This window comes from Pantoea sp. X-Soil-OKNW-556, assembly GCF_059730695.1.
In genome coordinates this window covers 157,578-179,835 of sequence record NZ_AP035992.1, presented here as the reverse complement: position 1 = coordinate 179,835, position 22,258 = coordinate 157,578, and the positions used below count along the sequence as shown (strand labels likewise).

The 22,258-nt window shown below is 54.9% G+C and carries 26 protein-coding genes; 14 read left to right on the top strand and 12 right to left on the bottom strand.

All coding sequences use genetic code 11. The annotated features are described in order from the left end of the window. The first annotated feature begins 43 nt into the window (after window positions 1-43). From fecA to AC6I8T_RS24475, 8 genes are all read left to right on the top strand, one after another. Window positions 44-2,347: a TonB-dependent Fe(3+) dicitrate receptor FecA gene (gene fecA, locus AC6I8T_RS24510; RefSeq protein ID WP_497834643.1), complete on the top strand. Its 2,304-nt coding sequence runs from the start codon at window positions 44-46 to the stop codon at window positions 2,345-2,347. Window positions 2,348-2,361: 14 nt separating this feature from the next. Next, entirely contained in the window at window positions 2,362-3,228 is an 867-nt protein-coding gene (locus tag AC6I8T_RS24505; protein WP_497834642.1) for a Fe(3+) dicitrate ABC transporter substrate-binding protein, read from the top strand. Then, a complete protein-coding gene (gene fecC / locus AC6I8T_RS24500; protein ID WP_497834641.1) occupies window positions 3,225-4,190 on the top strand; it encodes an iron-dicitrate ABC transporter permease FecC in 966 nt (321 codons plus the stop codon). The genes AC6I8T_RS24505 and fecC overlap by 4 nt, the downstream gene beginning before the upstream one ends. After that, window positions 4,190-5,146 (top strand): Fe(3+) dicitrate ABC transporter permease subunit FecD, encoded by a 957-nt coding sequence (gene fecD / locus AC6I8T_RS24495; RefSeq protein ID WP_497834640.1) that lies wholly within the window; start codon window positions 4,190-4,192, stop codon window positions 5,144-5,146. Before fecC ends, fecD begins: the two co-directional genes overlap by 1 nt. Next, complete coding sequence (gene fecE, locus AC6I8T_RS24490; RefSeq protein ID WP_497834639.1) at window positions 5,147-5,920, top strand: Fe(3+) dicitrate ABC transporter ATP-binding protein FecE; 774 nt, start codon at window positions 5,147-5,149, stop codon at window positions 5,918-5,920. It begins immediately after the preceding gene. Window positions 5,921-6,031: 111 nt separating this feature from the next. After that, window positions 6,032-6,247, top strand: a complete 216-nt coding sequence (locus tag AC6I8T_RS24485) for a YdgH/BhsA/McbA-like domain containing protein (RefSeq protein WP_208726847.1) — start codon at window positions 6,032-6,034, stop codon at window positions 6,245-6,247. Between the two features lie 208 nt (window positions 6,248-6,455). Continuing rightward, complete coding sequence (locus tag AC6I8T_RS24480; RefSeq protein ID WP_497834638.1) at window positions 6,456-6,779, top strand: hypothetical protein; 324 nt, start codon at window positions 6,456-6,458, stop codon at window positions 6,777-6,779. Between the two features lie 55 nt (window positions 6,780-6,834). Further along, window positions 6,835-7,599 (top strand): N-acetylmuramoyl-L-alanine amidase, encoded by a 765-nt coding sequence (locus AC6I8T_RS24475; protein ID WP_497834637.1) that lies wholly within the window; start codon window positions 6,835-6,837, stop codon window positions 7,597-7,599. 62 nt (window positions 7,600-7,661) lie between these two features. On the opposite strand, the gene ompC is transcribed toward AC6I8T_RS24475, so the two are convergent. Then, window positions 7,662-8,789 carry a porin OmpC gene (ompC, locus tag AC6I8T_RS24470; RefSeq protein ID WP_021185429.1) on the bottom strand — a complete coding sequence of 376 codons (1,128 nt, stop codon included), beginning with the start codon at window positions 8,787-8,789 and terminating at the stop codon, window positions 7,662-7,664. A 254-nt stretch (window positions 8,790-9,043) separates the two neighbouring features. On the opposite strand from ompC, the gene AC6I8T_RS24465 reads away from it, so the two are divergent. Then, the gene (locus AC6I8T_RS24465; protein WP_208726846.1) at window positions 9,044-9,691 is read left to right on the top strand and encodes an SDR family NAD(P)-dependent oxidoreductase; all 648 of its coding nucleotides are present in this window, start codon (window positions 9,044-9,046) and stop codon (window positions 9,689-9,691) included. A gap of 49 nt (window positions 9,692-9,740) precedes the next feature. Here AC6I8T_RS24465 and AC6I8T_RS24460 read toward each other — a convergent pair whose 3' ends face one another. Both AC6I8T_RS24460 and AC6I8T_RS24455 read right to left on the bottom strand, forming a co-directional pair. Beyond that, complete coding sequence (locus tag AC6I8T_RS24460) at window positions 9,741-11,009, bottom strand: type II toxin-antitoxin system HipA family toxin (RefSeq protein ID WP_497834636.1); 1,269 nt, start codon at window positions 11,007-11,009, stop codon at window positions 9,741-9,743. After that, entirely contained in the window at window positions 11,006-11,320 is a 315-nt protein-coding gene (locus AC6I8T_RS24455; protein WP_208726844.1) for a helix-turn-helix domain-containing protein, read from the bottom strand. Before AC6I8T_RS24455 ends, AC6I8T_RS24460 begins: the two co-directional genes overlap by 4 nt. A gap of 426 nt (window positions 11,321-11,746) precedes the next feature. On the opposite strand from AC6I8T_RS24455, the gene AC6I8T_RS24450 reads away from it, so the two are divergent. Next, window positions 11,747-11,893 (top strand): Hok/Gef family protein, encoded by a 147-nt coding sequence (locus AC6I8T_RS24450; RefSeq protein WP_497834635.1) that lies wholly within the window; start codon window positions 11,747-11,749, stop codon window positions 11,891-11,893. A gap of 164 nt (window positions 11,894-12,057) precedes the next feature. Here AC6I8T_RS24450 and AC6I8T_RS24445 read toward each other — a convergent pair whose 3' ends face one another. Genes AC6I8T_RS24445 through AC6I8T_RS24415 form a run of 7 tightly spaced genes read right to left on the bottom strand, consistent with a single transcriptional unit; the run spans window position 12,058 to window position 17,212 of the window. Beyond that, a complete protein-coding gene (locus tag AC6I8T_RS24445) occupies window positions 12,058-12,999 on the bottom strand; it encodes a threonine ammonia-lyase (RefSeq protein WP_497834634.1) in 942 nt (313 codons plus the stop codon). Then, window positions 12,983-13,864, bottom strand: a complete 882-nt coding sequence (locus AC6I8T_RS24440) for a succinylglutamate desuccinylase/aspartoacylase family protein (RefSeq protein WP_497834633.1) — start codon at window positions 13,862-13,864, stop codon at window positions 12,983-12,985. The genes AC6I8T_RS24445 and AC6I8T_RS24440 overlap by 17 nt, the downstream gene beginning before the upstream one ends. 2 nt (window positions 13,865-13,866) lie before the next feature. Further along, a complete protein-coding gene (locus AC6I8T_RS24435; protein WP_497834632.1) occupies window positions 13,867-14,652 on the bottom strand; it encodes a transporter substrate-binding domain-containing protein in 786 nt (261 codons plus the stop codon). Window positions 14,653-14,670: 18 nt separating this feature from the next. Beyond that, entirely contained in the window at window positions 14,671-15,399 is a 729-nt protein-coding gene (locus tag AC6I8T_RS24430; protein WP_021185423.1) for an amino acid ABC transporter ATP-binding protein, read from the bottom strand. Next, on the bottom strand, window positions 15,380-16,036 hold the full coding sequence (locus tag AC6I8T_RS24425; protein WP_021185422.1) for an amino acid ABC transporter permease: 657 nt from the start codon (window positions 16,034-16,036) through the stop codon (window positions 15,380-15,382). Before AC6I8T_RS24425 ends, AC6I8T_RS24430 begins: the two co-directional genes overlap by 20 nt. A 2-nt stretch (window positions 16,037-16,038) precedes the next feature. Beyond that, window positions 16,039-16,701, bottom strand: coding sequence for an amino acid ABC transporter permease (locus AC6I8T_RS24420; RefSeq protein ID WP_497834631.1), 663 nt, complete (start codon window positions 16,699-16,701; stop codon window positions 16,039-16,041). After that, window positions 16,685-17,212 carry a RidA family protein gene (locus AC6I8T_RS24415; RefSeq protein ID WP_497834630.1) on the bottom strand — a complete coding sequence of 176 codons (528 nt, stop codon included), beginning with the start codon at window positions 17,210-17,212 and terminating at the stop codon, window positions 16,685-16,687. Before AC6I8T_RS24415 ends, AC6I8T_RS24420 begins: the two co-directional genes overlap by 17 nt. Before the next feature lie 270 nt (window positions 17,213-17,482). On the opposite strand from AC6I8T_RS24415, the gene AC6I8T_RS24410 reads away from it, so the two are divergent. Next, on the top strand, window positions 17,483-18,217 hold the full coding sequence (locus AC6I8T_RS24410; protein ID WP_021185419.1) for a FadR/GntR family transcriptional regulator: 735 nt from the start codon (window positions 17,483-17,485) through the stop codon (window positions 18,215-18,217). 139 nt (window positions 18,218-18,356) lie between these two features. Here the strand turns inward: AC6I8T_RS24410 and AC6I8T_RS24405 are convergent, their stop codons facing one another. Both AC6I8T_RS24405 and AC6I8T_RS24400 read right to left on the bottom strand, forming a co-directional pair. After that, window positions 18,357-18,509 carry a Hok/Gef family protein gene (locus AC6I8T_RS24405; protein ID WP_497831752.1) on the bottom strand — a complete coding sequence of 51 codons (153 nt, stop codon included), beginning with the start codon at window positions 18,507-18,509 and terminating at the stop codon, window positions 18,357-18,359. Between the two features lie 402 nt (window positions 18,510-18,911). After that, a complete protein-coding gene (locus AC6I8T_RS24400) occupies window positions 18,912-19,016 on the bottom strand; it encodes a Hok/Gef family protein (RefSeq protein WP_497834629.1) in 105 nt (34 codons plus the stop codon). Between the two features lie 623 nt (window positions 19,017-19,639). Here AC6I8T_RS24400 and AC6I8T_RS24395 point away from each other — a divergent pair. Genes AC6I8T_RS24395 through AC6I8T_RS24385 form a run of 3 tightly spaced genes read left to right on the top strand, consistent with a single transcriptional unit; the run spans window position 19,640 to window position 22,253 of the window. After that, window positions 19,640-20,629: an ABC transporter substrate-binding protein gene (locus AC6I8T_RS24395; protein ID WP_497834628.1), complete on the top strand. Its 990-nt coding sequence runs from the start codon at window positions 19,640-19,642 to the stop codon at window positions 20,627-20,629. A 17-nt stretch (window positions 20,630-20,646) separates the two neighbouring features. Next, window positions 20,647-21,492: an ABC transporter permease gene (locus AC6I8T_RS24390; RefSeq protein ID WP_208726837.1), complete on the top strand. Its 846-nt coding sequence runs from the start codon at window positions 20,647-20,649 to the stop codon at window positions 21,490-21,492. Continuing rightward, window positions 21,492-22,253: an ABC transporter ATP-binding protein gene (locus tag AC6I8T_RS24385; RefSeq protein WP_021185415.1), complete on the top strand. Its 762-nt coding sequence runs from the start codon at window positions 21,492-21,494 to the stop codon at window positions 22,251-22,253. The genes AC6I8T_RS24390 and AC6I8T_RS24385 overlap by 1 nt, the downstream gene beginning before the upstream one ends. Window positions 22,254-22,258 lie beyond the last annotated feature (5 nt).

Below are 22,258 nucleotides of genomic sequence, written 5' to 3'. Positions count from 1 at the left end.
TTATCTCTGAAGACCACAAAAAATCATAAATTTTGGAGAGGTTATGACTGTTTCTCGTCCTGCTTTGCACCTGCTTCCTGCATTACTTTTTACCTCGGGAATGGTGATGGCGGCCACACCGGCCACCCATCCGTACAACATTGCTGCCGGCCCGTTGGACAGCGCATTAAACCAGTTCGCCTCTGCGGCGGGTATTACGCTGTCGCTGGATGCCACCCTGGCACGCGACAAGCACAGCGCGGGCTTGCAGGGCGACTATTCGGTGCAGGATGGCCTGGCGGCCCTGCTGGCCGATTCACAGCTCGAAGCCAGTCCGTTGGGCGGTAACCTGTGGACGGTAAAGCAACGTCCCCATGAACAGAGCCTGACGGTGGTGGGTGACTGGCTGGGTGAAGCACGCGAAAGCGACGTGTTTGAACATCCGGGCGCGCGTGATGTTATCCGTCGCGCAGAGTTCGCGAAAAACGGTGCCACCACCATGCGCGAGGTGCTCAACCGCATTCCCGGTGTCAATGCACCGGAAAACAACGGCACCGGCAGCCATGACCTGGCGCTGAATTTCGGTATTCGCGGTCTGAACCCGCGTCTTGCCAGTCGTTCAACGGTGCTGATGGATGGTATCCCGGTGCCGTTTGCGCCTTATGGTCAGCCGCAACTGTCGCTGGCACCGGTTTCGCTCGGCAATATGGATGCAGTGGATGTGGTGCGCGGCGGCGGTGCGGTGCGTTACGGACCGCAGAGCGTCGGTGGCGTGGTCAACTTTGTGACGCGGGCAATCCCGGCGGATTTTGGTATCGAAGCCGGTGTGGAAGGGCAGCTTAGCCCGACCTCGTCACAAAACAACCCGAAAGAGACGCATAACCTGCTGGTCGGGGGCACCGCCGATAACGGGTTTGGTAGCGCAATTCTCTACTCCGGGACGCGCGGCAGCGACTGGCGGGAACACAGCGCCACCCGCATTGATGATGTGATGCTGAAAAGTCAGTACAAACCTAACGATGTGCACACCTTCACCAGCCTGCTGCAATATTACGACGGTGAGGCAGATATGCCGGGCGGCCTGAGCCGTGCCGCTTACGACGCCGACCGCTGGCAGTCCACCCGTCCGGTCGATCGCTTCTGGGGCCGTCGCCAGCTCGCCAGCCTCGGCTATCAGTTCCAGCCCGATGCGCAGCATAAATTCAATATCCTCGGCTTCTACACCCATACGCTGCGCAGCGGCTATCTGGAACAAGGGACTCGCGTGACGTTGTCACCGCGTGAGTATTGGGTGCGCGGCATCGAACCACGCTATAGCCAGAGCTTTAACCTGGGTCCGACGGCGCACGAAGTGGGTGTGGGCTACCGTTATGTCAGTGAATCCGGCCATGAGATGCGTTACTACGTGCCCACCGCCAGCGGCGAGCTGCCGTCCACCGCCAGTCCTTACGATCGTGATACCCGTTCCGGCACCGAGGCTCATGCCTGGTATCTGGATGACCGCATCGATGTCGGTAACTGGACCATCACGCCGGGAATACGTTTTGAACATATTGAATCCTTCCAGAGCAACGCGATCAAAGGTACGCGTCAGGACGTGAGTTACAACGCGCCGCTGCCTGCGCTGAACGTGCTGTACCACCTCACCGACAGCTGGAACCTGTATGCCAACACCGAAGGATCTTTCGGCACCGTTCAGTACAGCCAGATCGGTAAAGCGGTGGAAAGTGGCAGCGTCGAGCCGGAAAAAGCCCGTACCTGGGAAGTGGGCACCCGTTATGACGATGGTGCGCTGACGGCAGAAGTTGGCCTGTTCCTGATTAATTTCAACAACCAGTATGACTCCAACCAGACTAACGACACCGTTACCGCGCGCGGTAAGACGCGTCATACCGGTCTGGAAAGCCAGGTACGTTACAACCTCGGTGAATTGACGCCCGCGCTGGAAGACGTGTCGGTTTACGCCAGCTACGCGTACGTCAATGCCGAGATCCGCGAAAAAGGCGACACCTATGGCAACCAGGTGCCGTTCTCTCCGCGTCAGAAAGGCACCTTCGGCGTGGATTACCAACCAGGTAACTGGACCTTCAACATCAACAGCGAATTCCAGTCGAGCCAGTTTGCCGATAACGCCAACACCGTGCAGGAAAGCGCTGATGGCAGCACCGGCCGCATCCCTGGCTTTATGCTGTGGGGCGCGCGCGCCAATTATGCTTTCGGTCCCAGCCTTGCCAACCTTAACCTCGCGGTCGGGGTGAAGAACCTGTTTGATCAGGCATATTTCACCCGTTCCTATGACGACAACAACAAAGGCATTTATGCCGGTCAGCCTCGCACCTTCTATCTGCAAGGTTCACTGAAATTCTGACGGGAGACGTCTCCATGCGGGTTCTTTTATTGCTGCTGGCGTTGATGGGACAGGCCAGCGCGGTGACGGTGCAGGATCAGCACGGTACCTTTACCCTCAACCAGACACCGCAACGGATTGTGGTGCTGGAACTGTCGTTTGCGGATGCGTTGGCGGCGGTGAATATCAGTCCGGTGGGAATTGCCGATGATAACGATCCGCAACGTTTGCTGCCGGAGGTGCGTGAGCACCTCCAACCCTGGCAATCGGTCGGGCTGCGCGGGCAGCCCAGCCTGGAGGCCATCAGCAGCCTGCACCCGGATTTGATTATCGCCGACAGCAGCCGTCACAGCGGAATTTACACCGCGTTGCAGCGTATCGCCCCGGTGTTGTTGCTTCAGTCGCGCAATGAAACATACGCAGAAAATCTGCAATCCGCCGCCATCATTGGCGAGGTGGTGGGTAAAAAAGCCGAGATGGGAAAACGCCTGGCGTTGCATCGGCAACGTATCGTTGAGGCAGCCAAACTGTTACCACAGGGAGCGCGGGTGCTGTTCGGCACGTCGCGGGAAAATCAGTTCACGCTGCATTCGCGGGACAGCTACACCGGCGGTGTGCTGGCTGCGCTGGGGCTGACGGTACCGGATCCGATTAATGGCGCGGCGATGACGCCGATGGGTCTCGAAAACCTGCTGGCCCAGAACCCGGACTGGCTGCTGGTGGCGCACTATCGCCAGGAAAGTATTGTGAAGCGCTGGGAAGCCGATCCGCTGTGGGGGATGTTGAGCGCGGCGCAGCAGCATCATGTGCGTACCGTCGACAGCAACAGTTGGGCGCGGATGCGTGGCTTGTTCGCCGCGGAAAAAATTGCGCGTGACGCCGTCACCTTATTTGCGCCATGACCCGTTGGATCCTGAGCCTGGTGCTGCTGCTCTGCGCCTTCTGGTTTAGTCTGACCAGCTTCTCGTCCGTGCCGATTGCACCGCAGTCGGCACTGCATGCGTTGTGGCCGGGGCAGCCTGGCAGCATCGGTGAGGCGTTGGTGTTCAATCTGCGCTTGCCGCGTGCGCTGGTGGCGGTGCTGTTGGGTGCGGCGCTGGCACTGGCGGGGGGATTGTTACAGGCGCTGACCCATAATCCGCTGGCCTCGCCGTCGGTGTTAGGGATCAACAGCGGCGCGGCGTTAGCCATCGCCCTGGTGTCGGCCTTTGCACCGGTGAAGCTGGAGGGCTATCCACTGGCGTTGATTGCTGCCTGCGGCGGCGCACTTAGCTGGCTGTGCGTCACCCTGGCGGCAGGCACACGCGAACGGCAGCGGTTGATCCTCGCTGGTATCGCGTTATCGGCTTTCTGTATGGCAATGACCCGCATTGTGTTGCTGCTGGCGGAAGATCATGCCTACGGCATTCTGACCTGGTTAGCCGGGGGAATTGGTCATGCGCGCTGGCAGGAGGTGTGGCAATTGTTACCGGTGATGGTGGTGATTATCCCGCTGGTATTGACCCAGACGCGTGCGCTCAACGTGCTGGCTATGGGGGACAGCGCGGCGCACAGCCTCGGCATCAATATTGGCGTGGTACGCGGTGGGTTGAGTATCGCGCTGCTGCTGTTGGTCGGCGCTTGCGTCAGCGTGGCAGGACCGCTGGGGTTTATTGGCTTGCTGGTGCCACATCTGGCGCGCGCGTGGATCGGGTACGATCTGCGCGTCATGCTACCGATGGCAATGGTATTGGGGGCCACGTTGCTGTTGACGGCAGATATCGTGGCGCGCGGGCTGGCATGGCCCGGTGAACTCCCCGCCGGAGTGGTGCTGGCGCTGGTCGGTGCGCCCGGTTTTGTCTGGCTGGCAAGGAGGCAACGCTGATGTCGACACGCTATCTGTTGCCGCTGTTGTTGCTGTTGCTGACGATCAGCGCGGTGGTCAGCCTGAAGCTCGGCGTGCAGTCATTCGCCTGGTCAACGCTGTGGAGCGCCTGGCAAGTGAGCAGCGAGGCGCATTTCGTGGTGATGGAGTACCGTCTGCCTCGTGTGGTACTGGCGTTGCTGGTGGGAGCGGCGCTGGCGGTTTCCGGCGTGCTGGTCCAGGGCATCATCCGTAATCCGCTGGCCTCACCGGATATTCTTGGCGTCAACCATGCCGCCAGTCTCGCGTCTTTACTGGCGCTGCTGTTGTTGCCCGCCTTACCGCTGGTGTGGCTACCGCTGATAGCGTTTGCCGGTGGCTGCGCTGCGCTGGTCATGCTGCACTGGCTGACCGGCACTGCCTCGCCGCTGCGGCTGGCGGTGGTGGGGGTGGCGCTTGCCGCCTGCTTTGCCAGCGTCACCGATTATCTGTTGTTATCACGGCCACAGGATGTCAACACCGCGCTACTGTGGCTGACCGGCAGCCTGTGGGGGCGCGACTGGCAGATGGTGCTGCTGGCGTTACCGTTGCCGGTGTTGCTGCTGATGAGTCTGGCGTTCTGCCGCGATCTCGACCTGCTGGCGCTGGGGGATGAGCGTGCGGCGACCCTTGGCGTGTCGTTACACCTTTTTCAATGCGGCGTGTTGCTGGTTGGCGTCGCACTGGCGGCGCTGGCAGTCGCGGTGTGTGGACCGATCAGCTTTATCAGCCTGGTGGTGCCGCATCTGGTGCGCCGTCTGGTAGGGGGACGCCATGCCCGCCTGCTGCCGTTTTCCGCGTTACTGGGCGCACTGGTGTTGCTGCTGGCCGATGTGCTGGCACGCACCCTGTCGCCACCGATGGAGCTGCCAGCCGGTGTGATCACCGCATTAATCGGCGCTCCGTGGTTCTTCTGGCTGTTAATCAGGACACGATAGATGCAACTGAGGGTTGAGAATCTGACTGCGGGCTACGCGGGCAAGCGCGTTTTGCAGGATGTCAGTGTCAGCTTTGCCGTCGGGCAAGTCACTGCGCTGCTGGGGCCGAATGGCTGTGGTAAGTCGACATTATTAAAATCGCTGGCGCGTTTGTTGATCCCCAGCCAGGGCCAGGTGTTGATTGGGGATCAACACCTGGCGCGCTTTTCCGCGCGGCAACTGGCACGGTATCTGGCATTGCTGCCACAACAGCATCTGACGCCAGAAGGGGTTAGCGTAGCCGAGTTAGTGGCTTATGGTCGCCATCCCTGGTTGCCGTTATGGGGGCGGTTATCGGCACAGGATAAGGCGCAGGTGCAGGTCGCGATGGAGCGGATGGGGGTGGATCATCTGGCGCCGCAGCGGGTCAGCGATTTATCCGGTGGGCAACGCCAGCGGGTGTTCCTGGCGATGTTGTTAGCGCAAGATACGCCAATTGTGCTGCTGGATGAGCCAACCACCTGGCTGGATATCAATCATCAGATCGAACTGATGAAACTGATGGGAGAATTAAAGGCACAGGGCAAAACGGTGGTCACGGTGCTGCATGACCTGAATCAGGCCAGCCGCTATTGCGACCAGTTGGTGCTGTTGGCACAAGGTGCGCTGGTCACCCAGGGAACGCCGGCGCAGGTACTCCAGCCTGGACTCCTCAAGCGTGTGTTCCAGGTAGATGTAGCAGTGGTGCCCGAACCTCTCAGCGGCGCGTTAATGTGCGTCCATCATGATAATTAGCATGATCACGATAACCGCACTAATTATCAATATCGAAACGATAACTATGGTTATTATAACCTCCATCGAAGGCACACTGCCTTCCACACAAACAAATGAAGGAATAAGACCATGAAAACCATCAAAGCAATGTCAATCGCCGCTGTCGCCGCTTTTTCTATGATGTCATTTGCCAGCTTCGCGCAGAGCGTTTCTGTCACCGCCGATACCCTGGACGGTGCTGAAGCGCAAATCGCCGCTCAGGCAGCACAGCATGGTGATCAGTACAAAATTACTGAAGCCAACACCAATAACCGCGTTCATATGACCGCAGAGTTGTACAAATAATAAAACGTAGTACCAACAAGGCCGCCTTATCAGGCGGCTTTTTTTTTGCAAAAAAGTCATGAAATTCTTTTTTTCAGGAAAATATCAAATAAATCCTGCCTGATATCGTAAGTTTATTGTATTTAATCGTGAATTTACATTTAAATCCTGAAACGGATGATAAAAGACAATACCCTAGTGGCGTTTTCTTTACGTGAAGGATAATGTGATGAAGATTTATAAAAAATCAATAATCATGGCTTTGGTTTTATTTAGCCAGCCAACACTGGCGAATACGCTGCCAGCGACGATATATGTCATGAGTCATGGAAAATCAGTAGCCTCTTTTGATGTGCCTGTAGCGACAAAAATAGACATCTCTGCTGAGCATCAGGAAAGCAACCCCGAGGAGAACAAGACTTATTTCAAAGGGAAGGTCAGGGGGTTATTAACCTTCTCCTCAGGTGAAGTCATGCACATGCAGGGAGAAGAATTTGAGATTCTTTCTAAGTCCGGTACAGAGCCTGGCGGCAAGGCCAGCAAAGTGCGATAAGTTGTCGATCTTATCCGGCTAAACGTGGATTTCATCGCTAAGAGAGGCATTGTTTATGTACCAGATTGATTATAATAGTTATCGCTCGGTCAAAGGGTTTAACCGGCGGGTTCGCTTCCTGGTTTTTCATTACACAGCCATTGATTTTAAAGCGTCAATCAACGCCCTGACCGGTTCTTCCGTCAGTGCGCATTATCTCGTCCCTGATCCCCTGGATAAAAGCTATATTGCTGCGGGCTTTAAGGATATGCGTATTTTTAATCTGGTCGATGAAAATGAACGTGCATGGCATGCCGGAGTCAGTACATGGGCAGGGCGCAGTAATTTAAATGATACTTCAATAGGCATTGAAATTGTTAATTTAGCGCAGGATAATAATGGCGTACAGATATTCCCACCTTATAATCCCGTGCAGACCGAAGCGATTAAGCAACTTGCCGCGAATATCCTCCTGCGTTATCCCGATATAGTCCCTACCCATATTATTGGGCACAGTGACATTTCACCCGAGAGAAAAAGCGATCCGGGGGCCGTATTCCCGTGGAAAGCGCTTTATGATGCCGGTATTGGCGCATGGTACGATGATGCGACGCAATTACGTTACCAGACGCAGTTCTTGAGTGCGCTTCCGGCCAAAGCAGACATCATTGCCAAACTGAGTAAATATGGCTATGACACTACGATGGCAGTGTCAGATAGTGGCTACCGCAATCTGATTCGGGCATTCCAGCTTCACTTTCGTCAGAAAAATTATCAAGGAATCGTTGATGCGGAAACTGCCGCTATCCTGTATGCCTTGGTAGACAAATACTTTCCATGAGATTCAAAAAAATCCGGAAACGCCATGTTCCCGGATTTTATTATCAGTAAAGCATTAATGCATCAGAACTGATAAACAAGGCCCACGGCCACCACATCGTCGGTGCTGATCCCGGCGGATTCAGTGAACTCGCTGCTGTCGATCAGGTTGATCTTGTAATCAACATAAGCGTTCATGTTCTTGTTGAAATTATAGGTCGCACCGATGTCGATAAATTTAACCAGATCCTGGCTGCCATAGGTGTTGCCATCGCCGGAAGCACCAAGGTCTTTGGCACGGGTCTGGTTATATCCCACAAACGGCACCAGACCGAAGTCGAAGGTGTAGCCCGCATAGGCTTCGAACAGGTCAGACTGGTTGGCATAACCGTAAGCACCGCCTGAGCTGGAGCCGAAACGTGAGGCGTTGTAGGCTTTGGTGTACATAAAGGCCAGGTAGATGTTGTTCGCATCGTATTTCAACGCCGTGGTGTAGGCTTCTGCGCGGGTACCGTGGCCCATAATGCCGCTGGTCACGCTGTTTTGCTCGTTGGTACGGTCGGCACTCATGAACGCACCGGCCAGACTGAAGCCTGCGCCAATGTCATAAGATGCTGACATGCCGTAACCGTCACCATTCTGACGCAGCACATCACGCACGCCCGGCTCGCCGCCGCCGTCGTTTTTGCCCTGATATTGCAGCGCGAACTTCAGTCCATCCACCAGACCGAAGAAGTTGGTGTTGCGATAGGTCGCCATACCATTGCCACGGTTGAACAGGAAGGTGTCTGAGTTATAGGTCATGCCGTCGAACTCAGGCTGCATATCGGTGTAGCTCAGAGCATCGTACATCACGCCAGAGTTACGACCGTAATCGAACGAACCGTAGTCGCCATATTTAACACCGGCGAAACCTTTACGGGTATACATCGAGTCGGATTCGTTTTCCGCCTGATTCAAATTCCACTGCGCCTGCCAGAATCCGTAACCGGTCAGCTGGTCAGTAATTTGCGTTTCACCACGGAAACCAAAACGCATGTACGATTGGTCACCATTCTGGCTTTGATCGTTGGTGATATAATTTTCACCCACTACCATGCCGTTAATATCTAATTTGTTACCATCTTTGTTATAAACTTCTGCTGCATGTGATGCGTTGGCCATGATCAGGCCTGCCACCACTAAGGATAGCTTTTTAATGTGCTTGCTCATTTTATTCCTCGAAAAAACCACTGCTTGTAATATTTAGTAATGCGGGAACTTATTTCCGCAGTGATGGTATGTAACATTCATTTTCTGCTCAGTAAATCTATGTAAGTAAAATCCGCACAATTAGGTAAAATAGTTCTATTGATGTGCAGTTGATCACGGTTTAGCACAGTTTGATAAATTAAAACCGCCCGCAGTTGTGTTATTAGTCTAATAAGTCCACACCAATGCCGGGTGTGATGATGGCAATGTGACAGATGAAAAAGATGAAATGGATCGTTACTGGCGCGGAGTCCGGGCTGGGTAAAGAAATTGTTGTGCAGTTATTGCAGAATGGATGCTATGTCTCTGCTATTGTTGAAGATTATATTAAAGTTGCCGACCTGACGTCCCGGTTCCCAAACCAATTTGTTGGGGTGGAGATCGCTCGAAACGATAGCCGGGGAATCGCCTCATATCTTCAGTCTGTTATTGACGATTTTTCCAGTGTCGATGGGGTGATATTGTGCGACAACACCTTATTAACAAAATCGGTGGAGGATATGTCAGCTGATGAAATTATATCCTCCGTCAGCTTCGGATTAACCAATCCGATCTTGCTGATACGTGAAATTATTCCGTACTTCCGATATAAAAATGAGGGCAGGCTCATCCTGGTATCCTCTGCCCATGATAAAAAATCGCCGACAGACAGGGCAGTAAATTATGCTATCAGTAAGGGAGTGGAGAGTCTTTTTTCATCACTGACGCATGATCTTTCCACATTTGGCATCGAAACATCTGTAATTAATTTCAACCCAGAAGATTATGTTGCCTCTGTGACAGGAAAAAATAACTGGGCGGCTTATTCGATGGCAGAATGTATTTCGAGTGAAATAACCCCGACTCGCATGGTGATCTGTTAATCACTCGGCGTGCGTTATTATTTTATGCTAAGTCGGGAAGTGTTCATTATTAATCCAGCGCGCTGATATTGGCGTGGATTTTATCCGCAGTGGCTTTAATCACGCTGGCCGGGATTGCATCGCCCAACGCCTGCGCCGTTTGCACAAACATCGCTGCCACGTCGCTCACCTCTTCAATGATACGATTCAGCGTCTTGCCCGCGATATCTGCGGATGCCGCCGCTTTTAATAAGGCTTTGCGGCTGATATCGCGGCCATAACCCGCCACCGACGTCTGATGCTGGCCGCCCGGCCCCATTTGTAAGGTCAGATCGTAGGCGGGGGAAACCTGCCACTCATCTTGCTGATTCAGGATAAAAGCGAAGTTTTTAGCGTGATCATCCTGGTTGTTCATCAGAACATTGAAAACCATCCGGCGTGCCTGGATTTCCCGTTCCACCCTTGAACGGGTGATCATTCCCGTTGCCTGCAAGATATCGCTGTAGTCGAGACAGGGGAGGCGGAAGTCAGCCTGCAATGCTCCCGCCATACTCAGCACTGGCACACGCATGCCTGCCTGGCGATCAAAACGTTTCACCCCGAAAGCAGATAAACCGTTACCCAAATCAAACCAGCGGCTGTCAGGAAAATTGATGCCAGCCTGCCGTGCCAGTCGGGCATACACCTCTTCCAGCGCACACACCCATACCCCTTCCTGAGCCGCGGGGAACTTTATCAGCCAGGGATGGCTACCCGCGAAGGGTTGTGCGGCAATACGGCCAGTTGCGGCATCGAACTCTACCAGTACCTTGGGACGCGCGCCGTGTGGTGAACCACCCAGCCTCACCAGTTCTGGCAGTACCTCTGAGTCCTGGCCGGCGACTTCAATCTGGATCTGCCCGGCCAGGACGATCAGGTCATCAATATGCTGATGCGGGTTGTCCTGCTCGGGCATATCGAGCAGCGGTCGATAGGTGAGGGCACCCATCGTGTTATCACCTAACATTGCCAGTCGATCCAACACCGACAAGGCCGCTGGTTCGATATTATTACGCCGTAACAGACGATCCATCAGTAACCGACCCCAGCCATCGGGTAATGAGTCGGCAATAAAACCGGGAATACCCTCCTGATGTCGTTCAAAGTCGGCATAAGTGGTGCTGACCGGCGGATGCAGCAGCGGTGACAATTCAAGGTCGCGTTCGATACCCTTGGGCGAGTATTCAAACAACCACTGGCCGCGATCCCTGCCTGCCGCCAGAATGCCCAGTGGGAAGTGTTCACCCCAGCCCTGGTAGATAATTTCCAGTCGCTGAAGGGGGGGATAGTTCTTGATCATTGGCCTTTCCCCTTACGTTGGGTCGCACGTTGTCGGCCAGGCTGCTTCAGGGCTTCAACCTGCGCGATACTCAGCGCCGGTGGAGTAAACAGCCCGGTCAGCTCTTTTTCCAGTCGCAGGGCAAACACCACTTTCATAAAATTTTCCAGCGTGGCTTTACCGTCGTTTTCGAGGTTCTTCAGGGCGGAAACCGAGATCCCGGCTTTCGCCGCCAGATCCTTTTGCAGCAGATTGCGGCGCAGGCGGTGATCTTTCAACCGCTGCCCTAATTCAGACAGCAATCGGGCTTCAGAGTAGAGGTTAAGGGACATATATAAAGCTCCTGATGCCAAATTTTATGCATAAGGGGTGATTTTATGGCCTTTATTATAACACGGTTGTCATGTTTAGCGATTTATCGTGACCATACTTCGAATGGGAGATAAATCACAAAACAGAGAAGTGTTGTAAAAAAAATCTCAGAAATGGATTATTTAATCCATTGATTTTTAAATAGATTTAAATGCTATTTTGAGTTTTTACGATGAATTGTTACTTGTTCGCGGAATTGATGCTTAACATGCAGAAAAAGTATTATCGCGGCGGGTGCTTGGGGCTTTCTGCCTTAAGCATGCATTTGCTGACGGCAGAAAGAAAAAAACCCCAGGTGATTGTAAATCAACCTGAGGTCTCATCTTTATGCCTCAACAACATAAAGGTAGCCTCTTACATGCCGCAAGGCAAGAGGAAACACAACCATGAAACAGCAGATAATGTTTTTCACTCTGCCGATACTGGCGGTGGCAGCCGTCATCCTGGTCTCGCGCAAGGATCTCTGTGAAATACGGTATCGCACCCTGGAAACGGAGGTGGCTGTTTCACTGGCTTGTGAAATCTTGAAGTAAGGGCCACATCGGCGGGGTTCGCCCCGCCGTTTCGGTTGTTGTCAGGCAAAAGCCTTCAGGCACCCTTCTCAACTCGCGCCGCTACAAATACGTGAAACATCTTAAGGGCTTTATATTCATCCCTTATTGATTTTTTAACTCAGTAAGAGTTTTAATTAAACCTCTTAAATTCCATTCGTGCCACTGCCACACAGTACCACAGCAATTTTCTCATCCGGTTTGAGGCTAAACAGCTGACGCGTCACCGCAGCCACCGCTGTTGCGGCCCCCAATTCAATCGCCAGGCCGGTTGCTGCCCAGACTTCACGCGCCGATGCCTCGACCTGATCTTCCGGCACCAGCACGATCTCATCAACGTACTGTTCCACCAGCGCAAAGTTAATCGCTTCGGTTGAGCGGGCAGCGAGGATCGGCACAATGGTTTTCACCTGCTCCAGTTTGACGATTTGCTGCTGTTGGCGACTGGTCCACATCATCGGGCAACCTGCCGCCTCGACGCCGATAATACGAATGCCCGGTTTCAACAGCTTCGCCGCCTGCGCCACACCGGCAATCAAACCGCCACCACCGATTGACACCACCAGCGTCTCGACCTCGGGCCATTGTTCGAGGATTTCCAGTGCTATTGTGCCCTGACCAATAATCACATCGCGGTCAGCGTAGGGATGGAGCAGGGCACCGCCGGTTTCCTGAATACGTGCACCCGCCGCATCCCAGCTCTGATCCCAGAAATCGCCTTCTACCGTCAGTTTGGCCCCGTAGCTTTCGATGCGCTGACGTGTCAGCTCGGTGCTGGTGTTCATCACAAACACGTCAGCAGGCAGTGCTAACTGCTGGCCGACATAAGCGACTGCGGCACCAAAGTTACCACCCGAAGCGGTCGCCAGTCCCTGCTGACGAACCTGTTGTGGCAGATTAAGCACGCGATTGAATGCGCCGCGTGCCTTAAAGGATCCGGTCACTTGCGAACATTCCGCCTTCAGGCGCAGTTCAATTCCCGGCACAGGCTGCCACGGGGCGGCCTCCACCAGCGGCGTTTTACGTACCCAGGGACGCACCCGTTCCAGCGCGGCCAGATAGTCGTTAACGTTAATATCCTCGATCATCACTTAACATCCTGTACCAGCACCGCGAGGCTGTTGCCCTGCGCGGTGGCACCAAAAGTGCGTTGTGAATAAATCTGCCCGGCGACAGCAAATTTCCCCCTGCCGGGATAAACACCTGTTGCGATGCCTCGGCGGGGACTGTTTCCGTGGCGATCAGGCCCAAATGATTCAGCACCCGCGCGACTGCGGCACGGGTACGCTTCACCCCGCGCGGTGACACACTGCCGTTCCAGCCCATCTCCGCCGCAATTGCCGGTAAGCCGAGGTTTGCCGCTGCGCCACAACTGGTGCGCGGATCACCCATATTGTTGGTGACCACCGTCAGCGTGGCGGCAAAAGCGCGCGCCATGGCTTCGCTTTGCTCACGTACCTGCGGGCTGAGTTCCTCGGTGACTACCACCTGTGCACTCTCTTCTATAAACAGCGAGCTGCCGCCGCTGTGCAGATCAAGGTAGAAATCGCACAGTGGGAAGAGGGCATCGTGGATCCAGGCGGCGATCTGTTCGGTCGGCGTGCCCCACGGGTTACCGGGAAAGACGCGCGCCAGATTTTTGTTATCAAGCGGGCTGACACGCATCGAAGCGCGCACCGCCGGGGTATTGGCGCAGGGCAGCAGGATCAGGCGGCCCTGAAGCTGATCCGGCGTCAGATCGCGGATCAGTTCATTGATAATAATCGGCCCTTCATACTCGTCACCGTGGATCCCGCCGGTAATCAACACCGTCGGCCCGTTACCGTTGGCGATCACCGCCAGCGGCATGGCGATAGTCCCCCAGGCGTCGGTATGCGCCGACAGTGGCAAATGCGCAAAGCCCACCTGCTTACCCTGACGGTTAAAATCGATCTCGCTAAACACTGTCGACATGGTTACTGCTCCGTTTTCAGGTCGTTTTGCGCATCGTTAAACCATTTCTGGCGCAGCGCAGGCAGCTCGCCGTCCTGGGTGCTTTTATCGATAAACTGGTTGATGGCGGTCATCAGCTCCGGCTGACCAGGACGTATCGCGATGTAAGCAGGGCTTTTACGCAGCAGGTATTTCAGCTCGATATGCTTCGCCGGATTTTCCTCTGCGACTTTCTGCGCAATCAGGTTATTTTCAGCGAACATCGGTGCCTGACCGGCTAAAAAGGCGCTGACCGCCGACGCGGTGTCTTCCAGACGCAGATAGTTACCCTGCGGGTACTGATCGCTGAGGGTCAAATCCGGGGTTGAGCCTTTTGGCACCGCGATGGTGGCATTGCCGAGCTCGCTCAGTTTGGTGACTTTTTTCACATCGCTACCGCCATACACGCCGAGATATACCGCCGCATAGGGTTCCGAGAAGTTCACCAGTTTGGCGCGTTCCGGGCTGGAGCCGAGCGCGGCGATCAGCACATCGACCTTGCGTGACATCAGATAAGGAATACGGTTAGCGCCGGTAACTTGTTGCAGCTGGAGCTTCACCCCCATGTTGTCGGCCAGTTTCTGCGCCAGCTCCACATCCAGCCCGGTGGGTTTGCCTGCGGCATCGGTGAAGCCCCAGGGTGCGGCATCCACGGTGGTTGCCACGCGCAGTACGCCACGGGATTTGATGTCATCGAGCGAGTTGGCCTGCGCCAGTAACGGCAGGGTACACAGCGCCACCAGCGCCAGGGTTTTACCGATTGTTTTCATGTCTGTTCTCCGGTGTCGTTAAACGGGGGTTTGTACAAAGCGTTGTAATTCCGGGGTGCGGGGAGCACCAAACACCTCGGCAGGCGGGCCACTCTCCCATACCTCGCCCTGATGCATAAAAATCACTTTGCTGGATACCTTGCGGGCAAACGCCATCTCATGGGTCACCGCAATCATCGTCATGCCTTCTTTTGCCAGGTCTTCCATCACCCGCAGCACCTCGCCCACCAATTCCGGATCGAGTGCCGAGGTGGCTTCATCAAACAACATCACTTCCGGTGACATCGCCAGCGCGCGGGCGATGGCCACGCGCTGCTGCTGACCGCCAGACAGCGACGAGGGAAAGGCATCACGTTTCTGCCCCAGCCCGACTTGTTCCAGCAGGCGTTTTGCCAACGCGGGCGCTTCGGCTTTGGTGATGCGGCGGGTCAGCAACGGTGCCAGCGTCACGTTCTCTGCGGCCGTCAGATGGGGAAACAGGTTGAAGCTCTGAAACACCATGCCGACATTCTGGCGCAGCTTCTGTAACTCGGCGGGGGACCCTCCCACTGGCAGGCCGCCGACGTGAATGCTGCCGCTGTCCGGTTTCTCCAGCCCGTTAATGCAACGCAGCAGCGTACTTTTTCCCGATCCACTTTTGCCGATAATGGTGACGATATCGCCGCGATCGACGGTGGTGGTGATGCCACGCAGCACCTCGTTAGGTCCGAAACTTTTCTTTACGGCATTAATGACGACCAGCGACATGGAAACGTGCCTCCAGGTGAAGGGAGAGACGCGCCAGCGGAAAGCACAGCGCGAAATAACAGAGCGCCACCAGCAGATAAATCAGCAGCGGTTGCAGGGTTGAGCCGCTGACAATCTGCCCGGATCGGGTCAGCTCCACAAAGCCCACCAGCGCTGCCAGTGAGGTGTTTTTGATCAGTTGAACGGAGAAACCCACGGTCGGTGGCAGCGACAGGCGCAACGCCTGCGGCAGGATCACGGTACGCAGCATTTGCAGCCGCGAGATCCCCAACGACAACGAGGCTTCCCATTGTCCTTGCGGCACCGCCACAATGCTGCCGCGCCAGATCTCGCCGAGAAAGGCTCCGGCAGAGAGCGAGAAGGCGACCAGCGCAGCGGTAAACGAGCTGACGTCTATACCGAGAAACACCGGCATCCCGAAGAACAGCAGGAACAACATGCCAAGCAGCGGAATGCCCTGGATCAGTTCGACATAAAACCAGGCCACGGCCCGCAAGCCGCGCTGATGGGAAGTGCGTGCCATCGCCACCAGCAGCCCGATCACCGCGCCACAGGCAAAGGTGCAGAGCGCCAGCAACAACGTCCAGCGCAGGGCGCTGACGATCATCCAGACATCATGTAAAGAAAGACCGCGCATGGTTACCTCCGTGCCTGAAAGCGATACCACACCATGCGCAGCAACACTTTCATCAGGCTGACGGCGAAGAAGTAGAGGCCGCAAATCAGCAGATAGATTTCAAAGCTGCGAAAGGTACGTGAGTCAACAAAGCTGCCGCTGTGGAAGATCTCTTCCACGCCAATTTGCGAAATCAGGCTGGTGCCGATCAGCGTCAGCACCATCTGGCTGGCGAGCGCCGGGAACACGTTCTGCATCGCCGGTAGCGTCAGTACATGGGTGATGATCTGGCGTTTTGATAGTCCAAGCGCTTCACCGGCCTCGCTTAAACCGCGTGGCAGCGAAATCAGCCCGGCGCGCAGGATCTCCGTCATATAGGCGCCGCAATACAGCGACAGGGCGATGATCCCGGCGACCGGCGGCGAGAGATGCAAGCCGAGACTGGGCAGGCCGAAGTAAATCAAAAACAGTTGCACCAGCGATGGTGTATTGCGAAAAAACTCCACATAACCGCGCACCAGTCGCCGCCAGGCGGTGCGGGCATACACCAGCGTCAACGCACAGACCGCACCGATACTCAACCCAAACAGGATCGACAGCAGGGCATAGAGGGCGGTTTCTATCAGCCCCTTTGCCAGTACATCGCGGTACGGCAGCAGCGAGGCAAAATCAAACACGTAATCCATCGGCAACCGCCTCCTCAAGTTCGAGAATGGCTTCGATTTCGACCGTCTGGTTCTGCGGCAGCGATCCTGCGCCGATGGCAGAACGTGCCCCGCGCCCAATCTGCTCGCCAAACACCTCGACAAACAGATCGGAACAGCCGTTAATCACCTGCGGATGTTGCTGAAAGCTATCCTGCGCGTTGACCCAACCCAGCAACTTGACCACGCTTTTAATCGTACCGAGATCGCCAGTGGCCTGACGGGCGACGGCCAACAGATTAAGACCGGTCAGGCGTGCGTGCTGATACGCATCCTCCACGCTCACTTCATCGCCCACTTTGCCGGTATGCAGATGTCCATTGGCTTCAAGCGGCCCCTGGCCGGAGAGATAAAGAAAGTTGCCAAATACCCGCCAGGTGACAAAATTGGCGACCGGTGTCGGCACCGGGGGAAGTTCAATGCCCAGCGTGTGCAAATGATCGCTCAAGCGGCAATCAGTGGGGGATAATGGCGTTGCGACGGAGGTGTTCATTTTTTGCCCTGTATGGATTTTTTCGGCATTATGACCACGCTGGTTTTTATTGGTCAACCATAATGGTTAACCAATAAGCAATTTGTATGACCGGGTTGTGAGTGGGGTCACGTTAAGACCGGATATCCGGCTGTCACCCTAATAAGTAAAGGATCTGACAGCATAAATTTGCTGATTTCGCCACTCGCGGAGGTGGCGAACTCAGGCTATAATCGCCGCCAGCTGACCAAATTGGTCAGCCATTTAAGGATATTCTCCAGGAGTCGCCGGATGAACAGCACTGATGACATCTCCCAACGCATTGTCGGCCACGATAAAACCGCCGCCGTGAGCGTGTACCGCTCAATTATGCAGGCCATCCGTGAGGGGGATTTAAAAGCGGGGGATAAATTACCCAACGAGCGTGAGCTGGCGCGCCGCTTTGCGACCTCACGCAGCACCATTCGCAACGTGTTGGCGATGATGTCGACGCAGGGATTAGTCACGCGTAAGGTGGGTAGCGGCTCGTACCTGTCGGAAAACCTGAACCAACAGTTGAGCGACACCGACCGCCCGGTGGCCGCCTGGCACAAAGAAGTGCCGACTTACAGCGAGATCCTCGAAGGACGCCTGCTGTTCGAGCCGATGATGATGACGCTGGTCACTGCCCGTGCGACCGAAGAAGACTTTGCCAAAATGCGCCACCATTTGCAGGGCATTCGTGAAACGCAGGAGTGGCTGCAATATAAAGAACATATTTACGCGGTGCATCAGGCGATGTTTGCCGCAACGCGTAACCGCTTCCTGATTCAGATCTTCGATAACGTGATTGCCGACCGTCGCGCGGTGCAGTATGACGGCCAACATTCGTTGCATTCGGCGGTGAGCGACATCGTGCGCGAGCAAACGTTGCGGGAGCTGACGCCGTTGGTGGAAGCTCTGGAGGCACGCGATGGTAAATTGGCCCAGAAACGGGCGGATGACTACTTTACCCGGATTTTGGCGTCATTAAGTGTTTATGGGTAACTGCAATCGCGCTGTTTTTCCGACAACTCTCCGGTAATTGCGCGATAAATCGCGCCGCTACCGGAGGGTAAGAAGGGTGCCTGAAGGCCTTTGCCTGACAACAACCGGAACGGCGGGGCGAACCCCGCCGTTGTGGCCCTTACTTCGAGGTTTCACACGCCAGCGAAACAGCAACCTCCGTTACTGCGGTGCGATACCGTATTTCACAGAGATCCTTACGCGAGACCAGGATGACGGCTGTCACCGCCAGTATCAGCAGGGTGACAAACATTATCGTCGTATGCTGCTTCATGGTTGTTACCTCTTGCCTTACGGCATGTAAGAGGCTACCTTTATGTTGTTCAGGCATAAAGATGAGGCCTCAGGTTGATTTACAGTCACCTGGGGCTTTTCTCTTTCTGCCGTCAGCAATGGCATGCATAAGGCAGAAAGCCCCAGGCACCCGCCGCGAGTCTACTTATTCCCTGCCAGCACATCAATTACCCGAATGCATAACATCGCCCTCATTTTTACAAGATATCCTGTGATATTTTTATAAAAATCAATGACAAATTAATTAATAAACGGTCACTTTTTTTAGGCTTCATATGAGAAATGTGAGTGGGATCTCCATCAGGAGAGAATGAAGAAGGGTGCCTGAGTGCCTTGCCTGACAACAACAAAACGGCGGGGCGAGCCCCGCCGTGGTGACATCTTACTTCAGAGTGCTACATGCCATTGAAACAGCGACCTCCGCGACTCCGGTTCGCAATCGAATCTCGCAAAGATTCTTCTGCGTCACCAGAATGATAAGGATCACAATGATGAAGACTTTCCTGTTTCATGCCTGTACCTCCTTGCCTTACGGCGCGTAAGAGGCTACCTTGATGTTATCTGGGCATCAAGGGCAGCCTCAGGTTGATGGATAATCTTCCTGGGGCTTTTCTCTTTCCGCCGTCAGCAACTGCATGCTTAAGGCAGAAAGCCTCAAGCACCCGCCGCGATAATACGTTTTTTACCTGTTAAACATCAATTCCGCGAACAAGTAACGGTTTATCGTAAAAATACAAAATAAAAATAAAATATTATTTTAAATCAATAAGTTAAATTTATAATAAAACCAGGGTTTTTATTATTGCATGCGCAGTTTGTGATTTGCCTCGCATCAGAGATGAGAATCTGTCTGTTCATTTCATCATTATCTGCAAAATCAAAATCCTTCCGACCATGACGGAATCCCTGCGCGATCACTAACATTGCCAGCGAACCTGTTTGCGCTGACTGAAAACTGTGCAATGCTCTCCTTTGGTGCGCAACTTTTGTGCAACATCTCGCGTTGGTCCTGCTGTAGCGGGCTGTAATCCTGGCACTTAATTTGCTTGCAGTTGTATATACATGCTCTGACAACAATCACTCTTAACTTTTTACCAGAAGGAAATCAGCATGCTATCTCTGCGTACGTTGAAAACGACCCTTGCGGCGGCCTGTTGTTTTGGTTTGATCGCGTCTGCCAGTAGCCTGGCCGCACCGGCACCGGAAGCAGGCACGTTAAAGATGGGGATTGAACCCTGGCTGGGTTACGGCCAATGGCATGTGGCCACCGCACACAACCTGTATAAGCAGCAGGGATTAGACAACGTTGAGGTGATTAACTTCGCGGAAGATAAAGATATTAACGCCGCGCTGGCGAGTGGTCAGATTGATGCCGCCAACATTGCCACACACACCGCCATGGGCATGATCTCCGCCGGGTTACCGGTCAAAGTGGTCCTGTTACTGGACCGCAGTCAGACCGCCGATGCAATGCTGGTTTCCAAAGATGTCACGTCGTTAAAAGACCTGAAAGGGAAGCAGGTCGCCTATGAAGAAGGCACCACCAGCGACATTTTGCTGCGCAGCGCGCTGGCCAAGGCGGGTCTGAAGTACAGCGATATCAAACCGGTGCCGATGCCGGCGTCGTCTGCCGGGAGCGCGTTGATCGCTAAACGCGTCCCGGTCGCGGTGACCTACGAACCTTATCTTTCGGTAGCGATGAAGGGGGATCCCAGCCTGAAGATGCTCTACAGCGGTGCATCTGACCCGGGGTTAATCAGCGACGTGCTGGTGGTACGTGATGACGTGATCAAAAAGAAACCCGGCCAGATTGCCGCCCTGATTAAAACCTGGGATGCTGCCGTGGCGCATTATCAGGCCAACACCCCGGCGGATCGCGCCATTATTGCTAAAGCGGTAGGCGCCAGCGTCGAGGATCTCAACACCGCGTTTGATGGCGTGAAATATTACACCCTGGCGGAGAACAAGGCGGTACTGGGCGGCGAATACAGTACCACCACCTTCCCGCATGTCCTGAAAGCGGCAACCGAAGCCGGGATTATCAGCCAACCGGTAACACCCGCGCAGGTGATTGACGCCAGCTTCGTTAACGCACAGTAATCCTCCCCGGAGGCGTAATGAGTTCTTTAAAACTGGACGCCGTCAACCGTCCCTCTCATGCACGGCGGCGTCGCTGGTCGCTGCTCACCATTGGTCGCGCCCCCTCACGGGGGCAGTTTCTCAGCATCGCCGTCGCGGTGTTTGCGCTGTTGCTGATCAGTTGGTGGCTGGCAACCCGTAACGGCACGATCCCGGCGATCTTTCTGCCGGGCCTTGATCAGGTCTGGCAACGCATGGTGCGCTTAGCCGGTGACGGCACCTTATGGAGCGATGTGCAGAGCAGCCTTTATCGCATCGCCATTGCTTTTGTGATCTCCTCGTTGATGTCGATTGTGATCGGTGTGCTGGCCGGGTGTTATGGCCTGTTCAAAGCCATTTTCGAACCGCTGGTGGATTTCATCCGCTATATGCCGGTGGTGGCGTTTGTACCGCTGACCATTTTGTGGACCGGCACCGACGATGTGCAGAAGTTTTTGGTGATCTGGATCGGCACCTTTTTCCAGCAGGTGCTGATGATGATGGATGCGGTGAAACGCGTACCGGTAGATTTTATTGGTCTGGGGCGCACCCTGGGTATGCCCGATCGCAAAATCCTGCTGCGCATTGTGTTACCCGCCGCCTTGCCCGCTATCTGGGATGCGCTGCGTATCAGTCTGGGCTGGGCATGGACCTGGCTGGTGCTGGCAGAGCTGGTGGCTTCCACCTCTGGCCTCGGCTACCGCATCGTGGTGTCCCAGCGCTACTTCCAGACCGACACCATTATCGGCTACATCCTGCTGCTGGGATTGTTGGGCCTGATCACCGACCAACTGATGCGCGCGGCTGAACGCGTGTTATTCCGCTACAACCGGAGGCGCTCCTGATGGCCACGCTGACCTTATCCAAACTGGAAAAAAGTTTCCCACTGGGCAAAACCCAACGGCGGGTGCTGCATGGGATTGATTTAACCCTGAATGATAACGAATTTGTCTCGATTGTCGGCGCATCCGGCTGTGGCAAAAGCACCCTGTTGTCGATTGCCGCCGGGTTAGAGGAGTTCGAAGGCGGTGACGTGCTGGTGGATGGGCGATCCATCACCGGGCCGGGATTGGATCGCGGCGTGGTGTTTCAATCCTACACCTTGCTGCCGTGGTTAACCGCGCGGCAAAACATTGAGTTTGCCCTGAAGGCGGCAGGCACCCCGGCAAAGCAATGCCGTGAGATTGCCCAGCAACATCTCGAACTGGTTCGGCTGGAGAATGCCGGTGACCGCTGGCCGGGTGAACTTTCCGGTGGCATGAAACAACGTGTGGCGATTGCGCGCGCACTGTCGTATCGCCCGAAAATTCTGCTGATGGACGAACCCTTTGGCGCGCTGGATGCCATGACCCGCCATCAGATGCAGCAGTTACTGATTGAAATCTGGGAAAAACATCGCCTGACGGTGATGTTTGTTACCCATGACATTGAAGAAGCGGTGTGGCTCTCCGATCGCATCGTGGTTATGGGACAGGGCGTGATCGACAGCACCTTCCCGGTGAATCTCCCCCGACCACGACACGAAGAAATGAGCCGCGATCCCGAGTTCATTGATTTGCAGCACCGGGTGTTGTCACGCATTCGTCAGCCCCTCGCGACCCACTGACTTAA

Excerpts from the sequence above, each read along its gene's own strand:
- AC6I8T_RS24480 (WP_497834638.1), top strand. The coding sequence starts at position 6,456 with ATGAAGATTTATAAAAAATCAATAATCATGGCTTTGGTTTTATTTAGC.
- AC6I8T_RS24425 (WP_021185422.1), bottom strand. The coding sequence starts at position 16,036 with ATGCGCGGTCTTTCTTTACATGATGTCTGGATGATCGTCAGCGCCCTG.
- AC6I8T_RS24435 (WP_497834632.1), bottom strand. The coding sequence starts at position 14,652 with ATGAAAACAATCGGTAAAACCCTGGCGCTGGTGGCGCTGTGTACCCTG.
- AC6I8T_RS24450 (WP_497834635.1), top strand. The coding sequence starts at position 11,747 with ATGAAACAGCAGATAATGTTTTTCACTCTGCCGATACTGGCGGTGGCA.
- AC6I8T_RS24415 (WP_497834630.1), bottom strand. The coding sequence starts at position 17,212 with ATGAACACCTCCGTCGCAACGCCATTATCCCCCACTGATTGCCGCTTG.
- AC6I8T_RS24505 (WP_497834642.1), top strand. The coding sequence starts at position 2,362 with ATGCGGGTTCTTTTATTGCTGCTGGCGTTGATGGGACAGGCCAGCGCG.
- fecC (WP_497834641.1), top strand. The coding sequence starts at position 3,225 with ATGACCCGTTGGATCCTGAGCCTGGTGCTGCTGCTCTGCGCCTTCTGG.
- AC6I8T_RS24395 (WP_497834628.1), top strand. The coding sequence starts at position 19,640 with ATGCTATCTCTGCGTACGTTGAAAACGACCCTTGCGGCGGCCTGTTGT.
- AC6I8T_RS24390 (WP_208726837.1), top strand. The coding sequence starts at position 20,647 with ATGAGTTCTTTAAAACTGGACGCCGTCAACCGTCCCTCTCATGCACGG.
- fecA (WP_497834643.1), top strand. The coding sequence starts at position 44 with ATGACTGTTTCTCGTCCTGCTTTGCACCTGCTTCCTGCATTACTTTTT.
- AC6I8T_RS24475 (WP_497834637.1), top strand. The coding sequence starts at position 6,835 with ATGTACCAGATTGATTATAATAGTTATCGCTCGGTCAAAGGGTTTAAC.
- AC6I8T_RS24385 (WP_021185415.1), top strand. The coding sequence starts at position 21,492 with ATGGCCACGCTGACCTTATCCAAACTGGAAAAAAGTTTCCCACTGGGC.
- fecE (WP_497834639.1), top strand. The coding sequence starts at position 5,147 with ATGCAACTGAGGGTTGAGAATCTGACTGCGGGCTACGCGGGCAAGCGC.
- AC6I8T_RS24460 (WP_497834636.1), bottom strand. The coding sequence starts at position 11,009 with ATGATCAAGAACTATCCCCCCCTTCAGCGACTGGAAATTATCTACCAG.
- AC6I8T_RS24455 (WP_208726844.1), bottom strand. The coding sequence starts at position 11,320 with ATGTCCCTTAACCTCTACTCTGAAGCCCGATTGCTGTCTGAATTAGGG.
- AC6I8T_RS24405 (WP_497831752.1), bottom strand. The coding sequence starts at position 18,509 with ATGAAGCAGCATACGACGATAATGTTTGTCACCCTGCTGATACTGGCG.
- AC6I8T_RS24430 (WP_021185423.1), bottom strand. The coding sequence starts at position 15,399 with ATGTCGCTGGTCGTCATTAATGCCGTAAAGAAAAGTTTCGGACCTAAC.
- AC6I8T_RS24445 (WP_497834634.1), bottom strand. The coding sequence starts at position 12,999 with ATGATCGAGGATATTAACGTTAACGACTATCTGGCCGCGCTGGAACGG.
- AC6I8T_RS24465 (WP_208726846.1), top strand. The coding sequence starts at position 9,044 with ATGAAAAAGATGAAATGGATCGTTACTGGCGCGGAGTCCGGGCTGGGT.
- ompC (WP_021185429.1), bottom strand. The coding sequence starts at position 8,789 with ATGAGCAAGCACATTAAAAAGCTATCCTTAGTGGTGGCAGGCCTGATC.
- AC6I8T_RS24440 (WP_497834633.1), bottom strand. The coding sequence starts at position 13,864 with ATGTCGACAGTGTTTAGCGAGATCGATTTTAACCGTCAGGGTAAGCAG.
- AC6I8T_RS24485 (WP_208726847.1), top strand. The coding sequence starts at position 6,032 with ATGAAAACCATCAAAGCAATGTCAATCGCCGCTGTCGCCGCTTTTTCT.
- AC6I8T_RS24420 (WP_497834631.1), bottom strand. The coding sequence starts at position 16,701 with ATGGATTACGTGTTTGATTTTGCCTCGCTGCTGCCGTACCGCGATGTA.
- fecD (WP_497834640.1), top strand. The coding sequence starts at position 4,190 with ATGTCGACACGCTATCTGTTGCCGCTGTTGTTGCTGTTGCTGACGATC.
- AC6I8T_RS24410 (WP_021185419.1), top strand. The coding sequence starts at position 17,483 with ATGAACAGCACTGATGACATCTCCCAACGCATTGTCGGCCACGATAAA.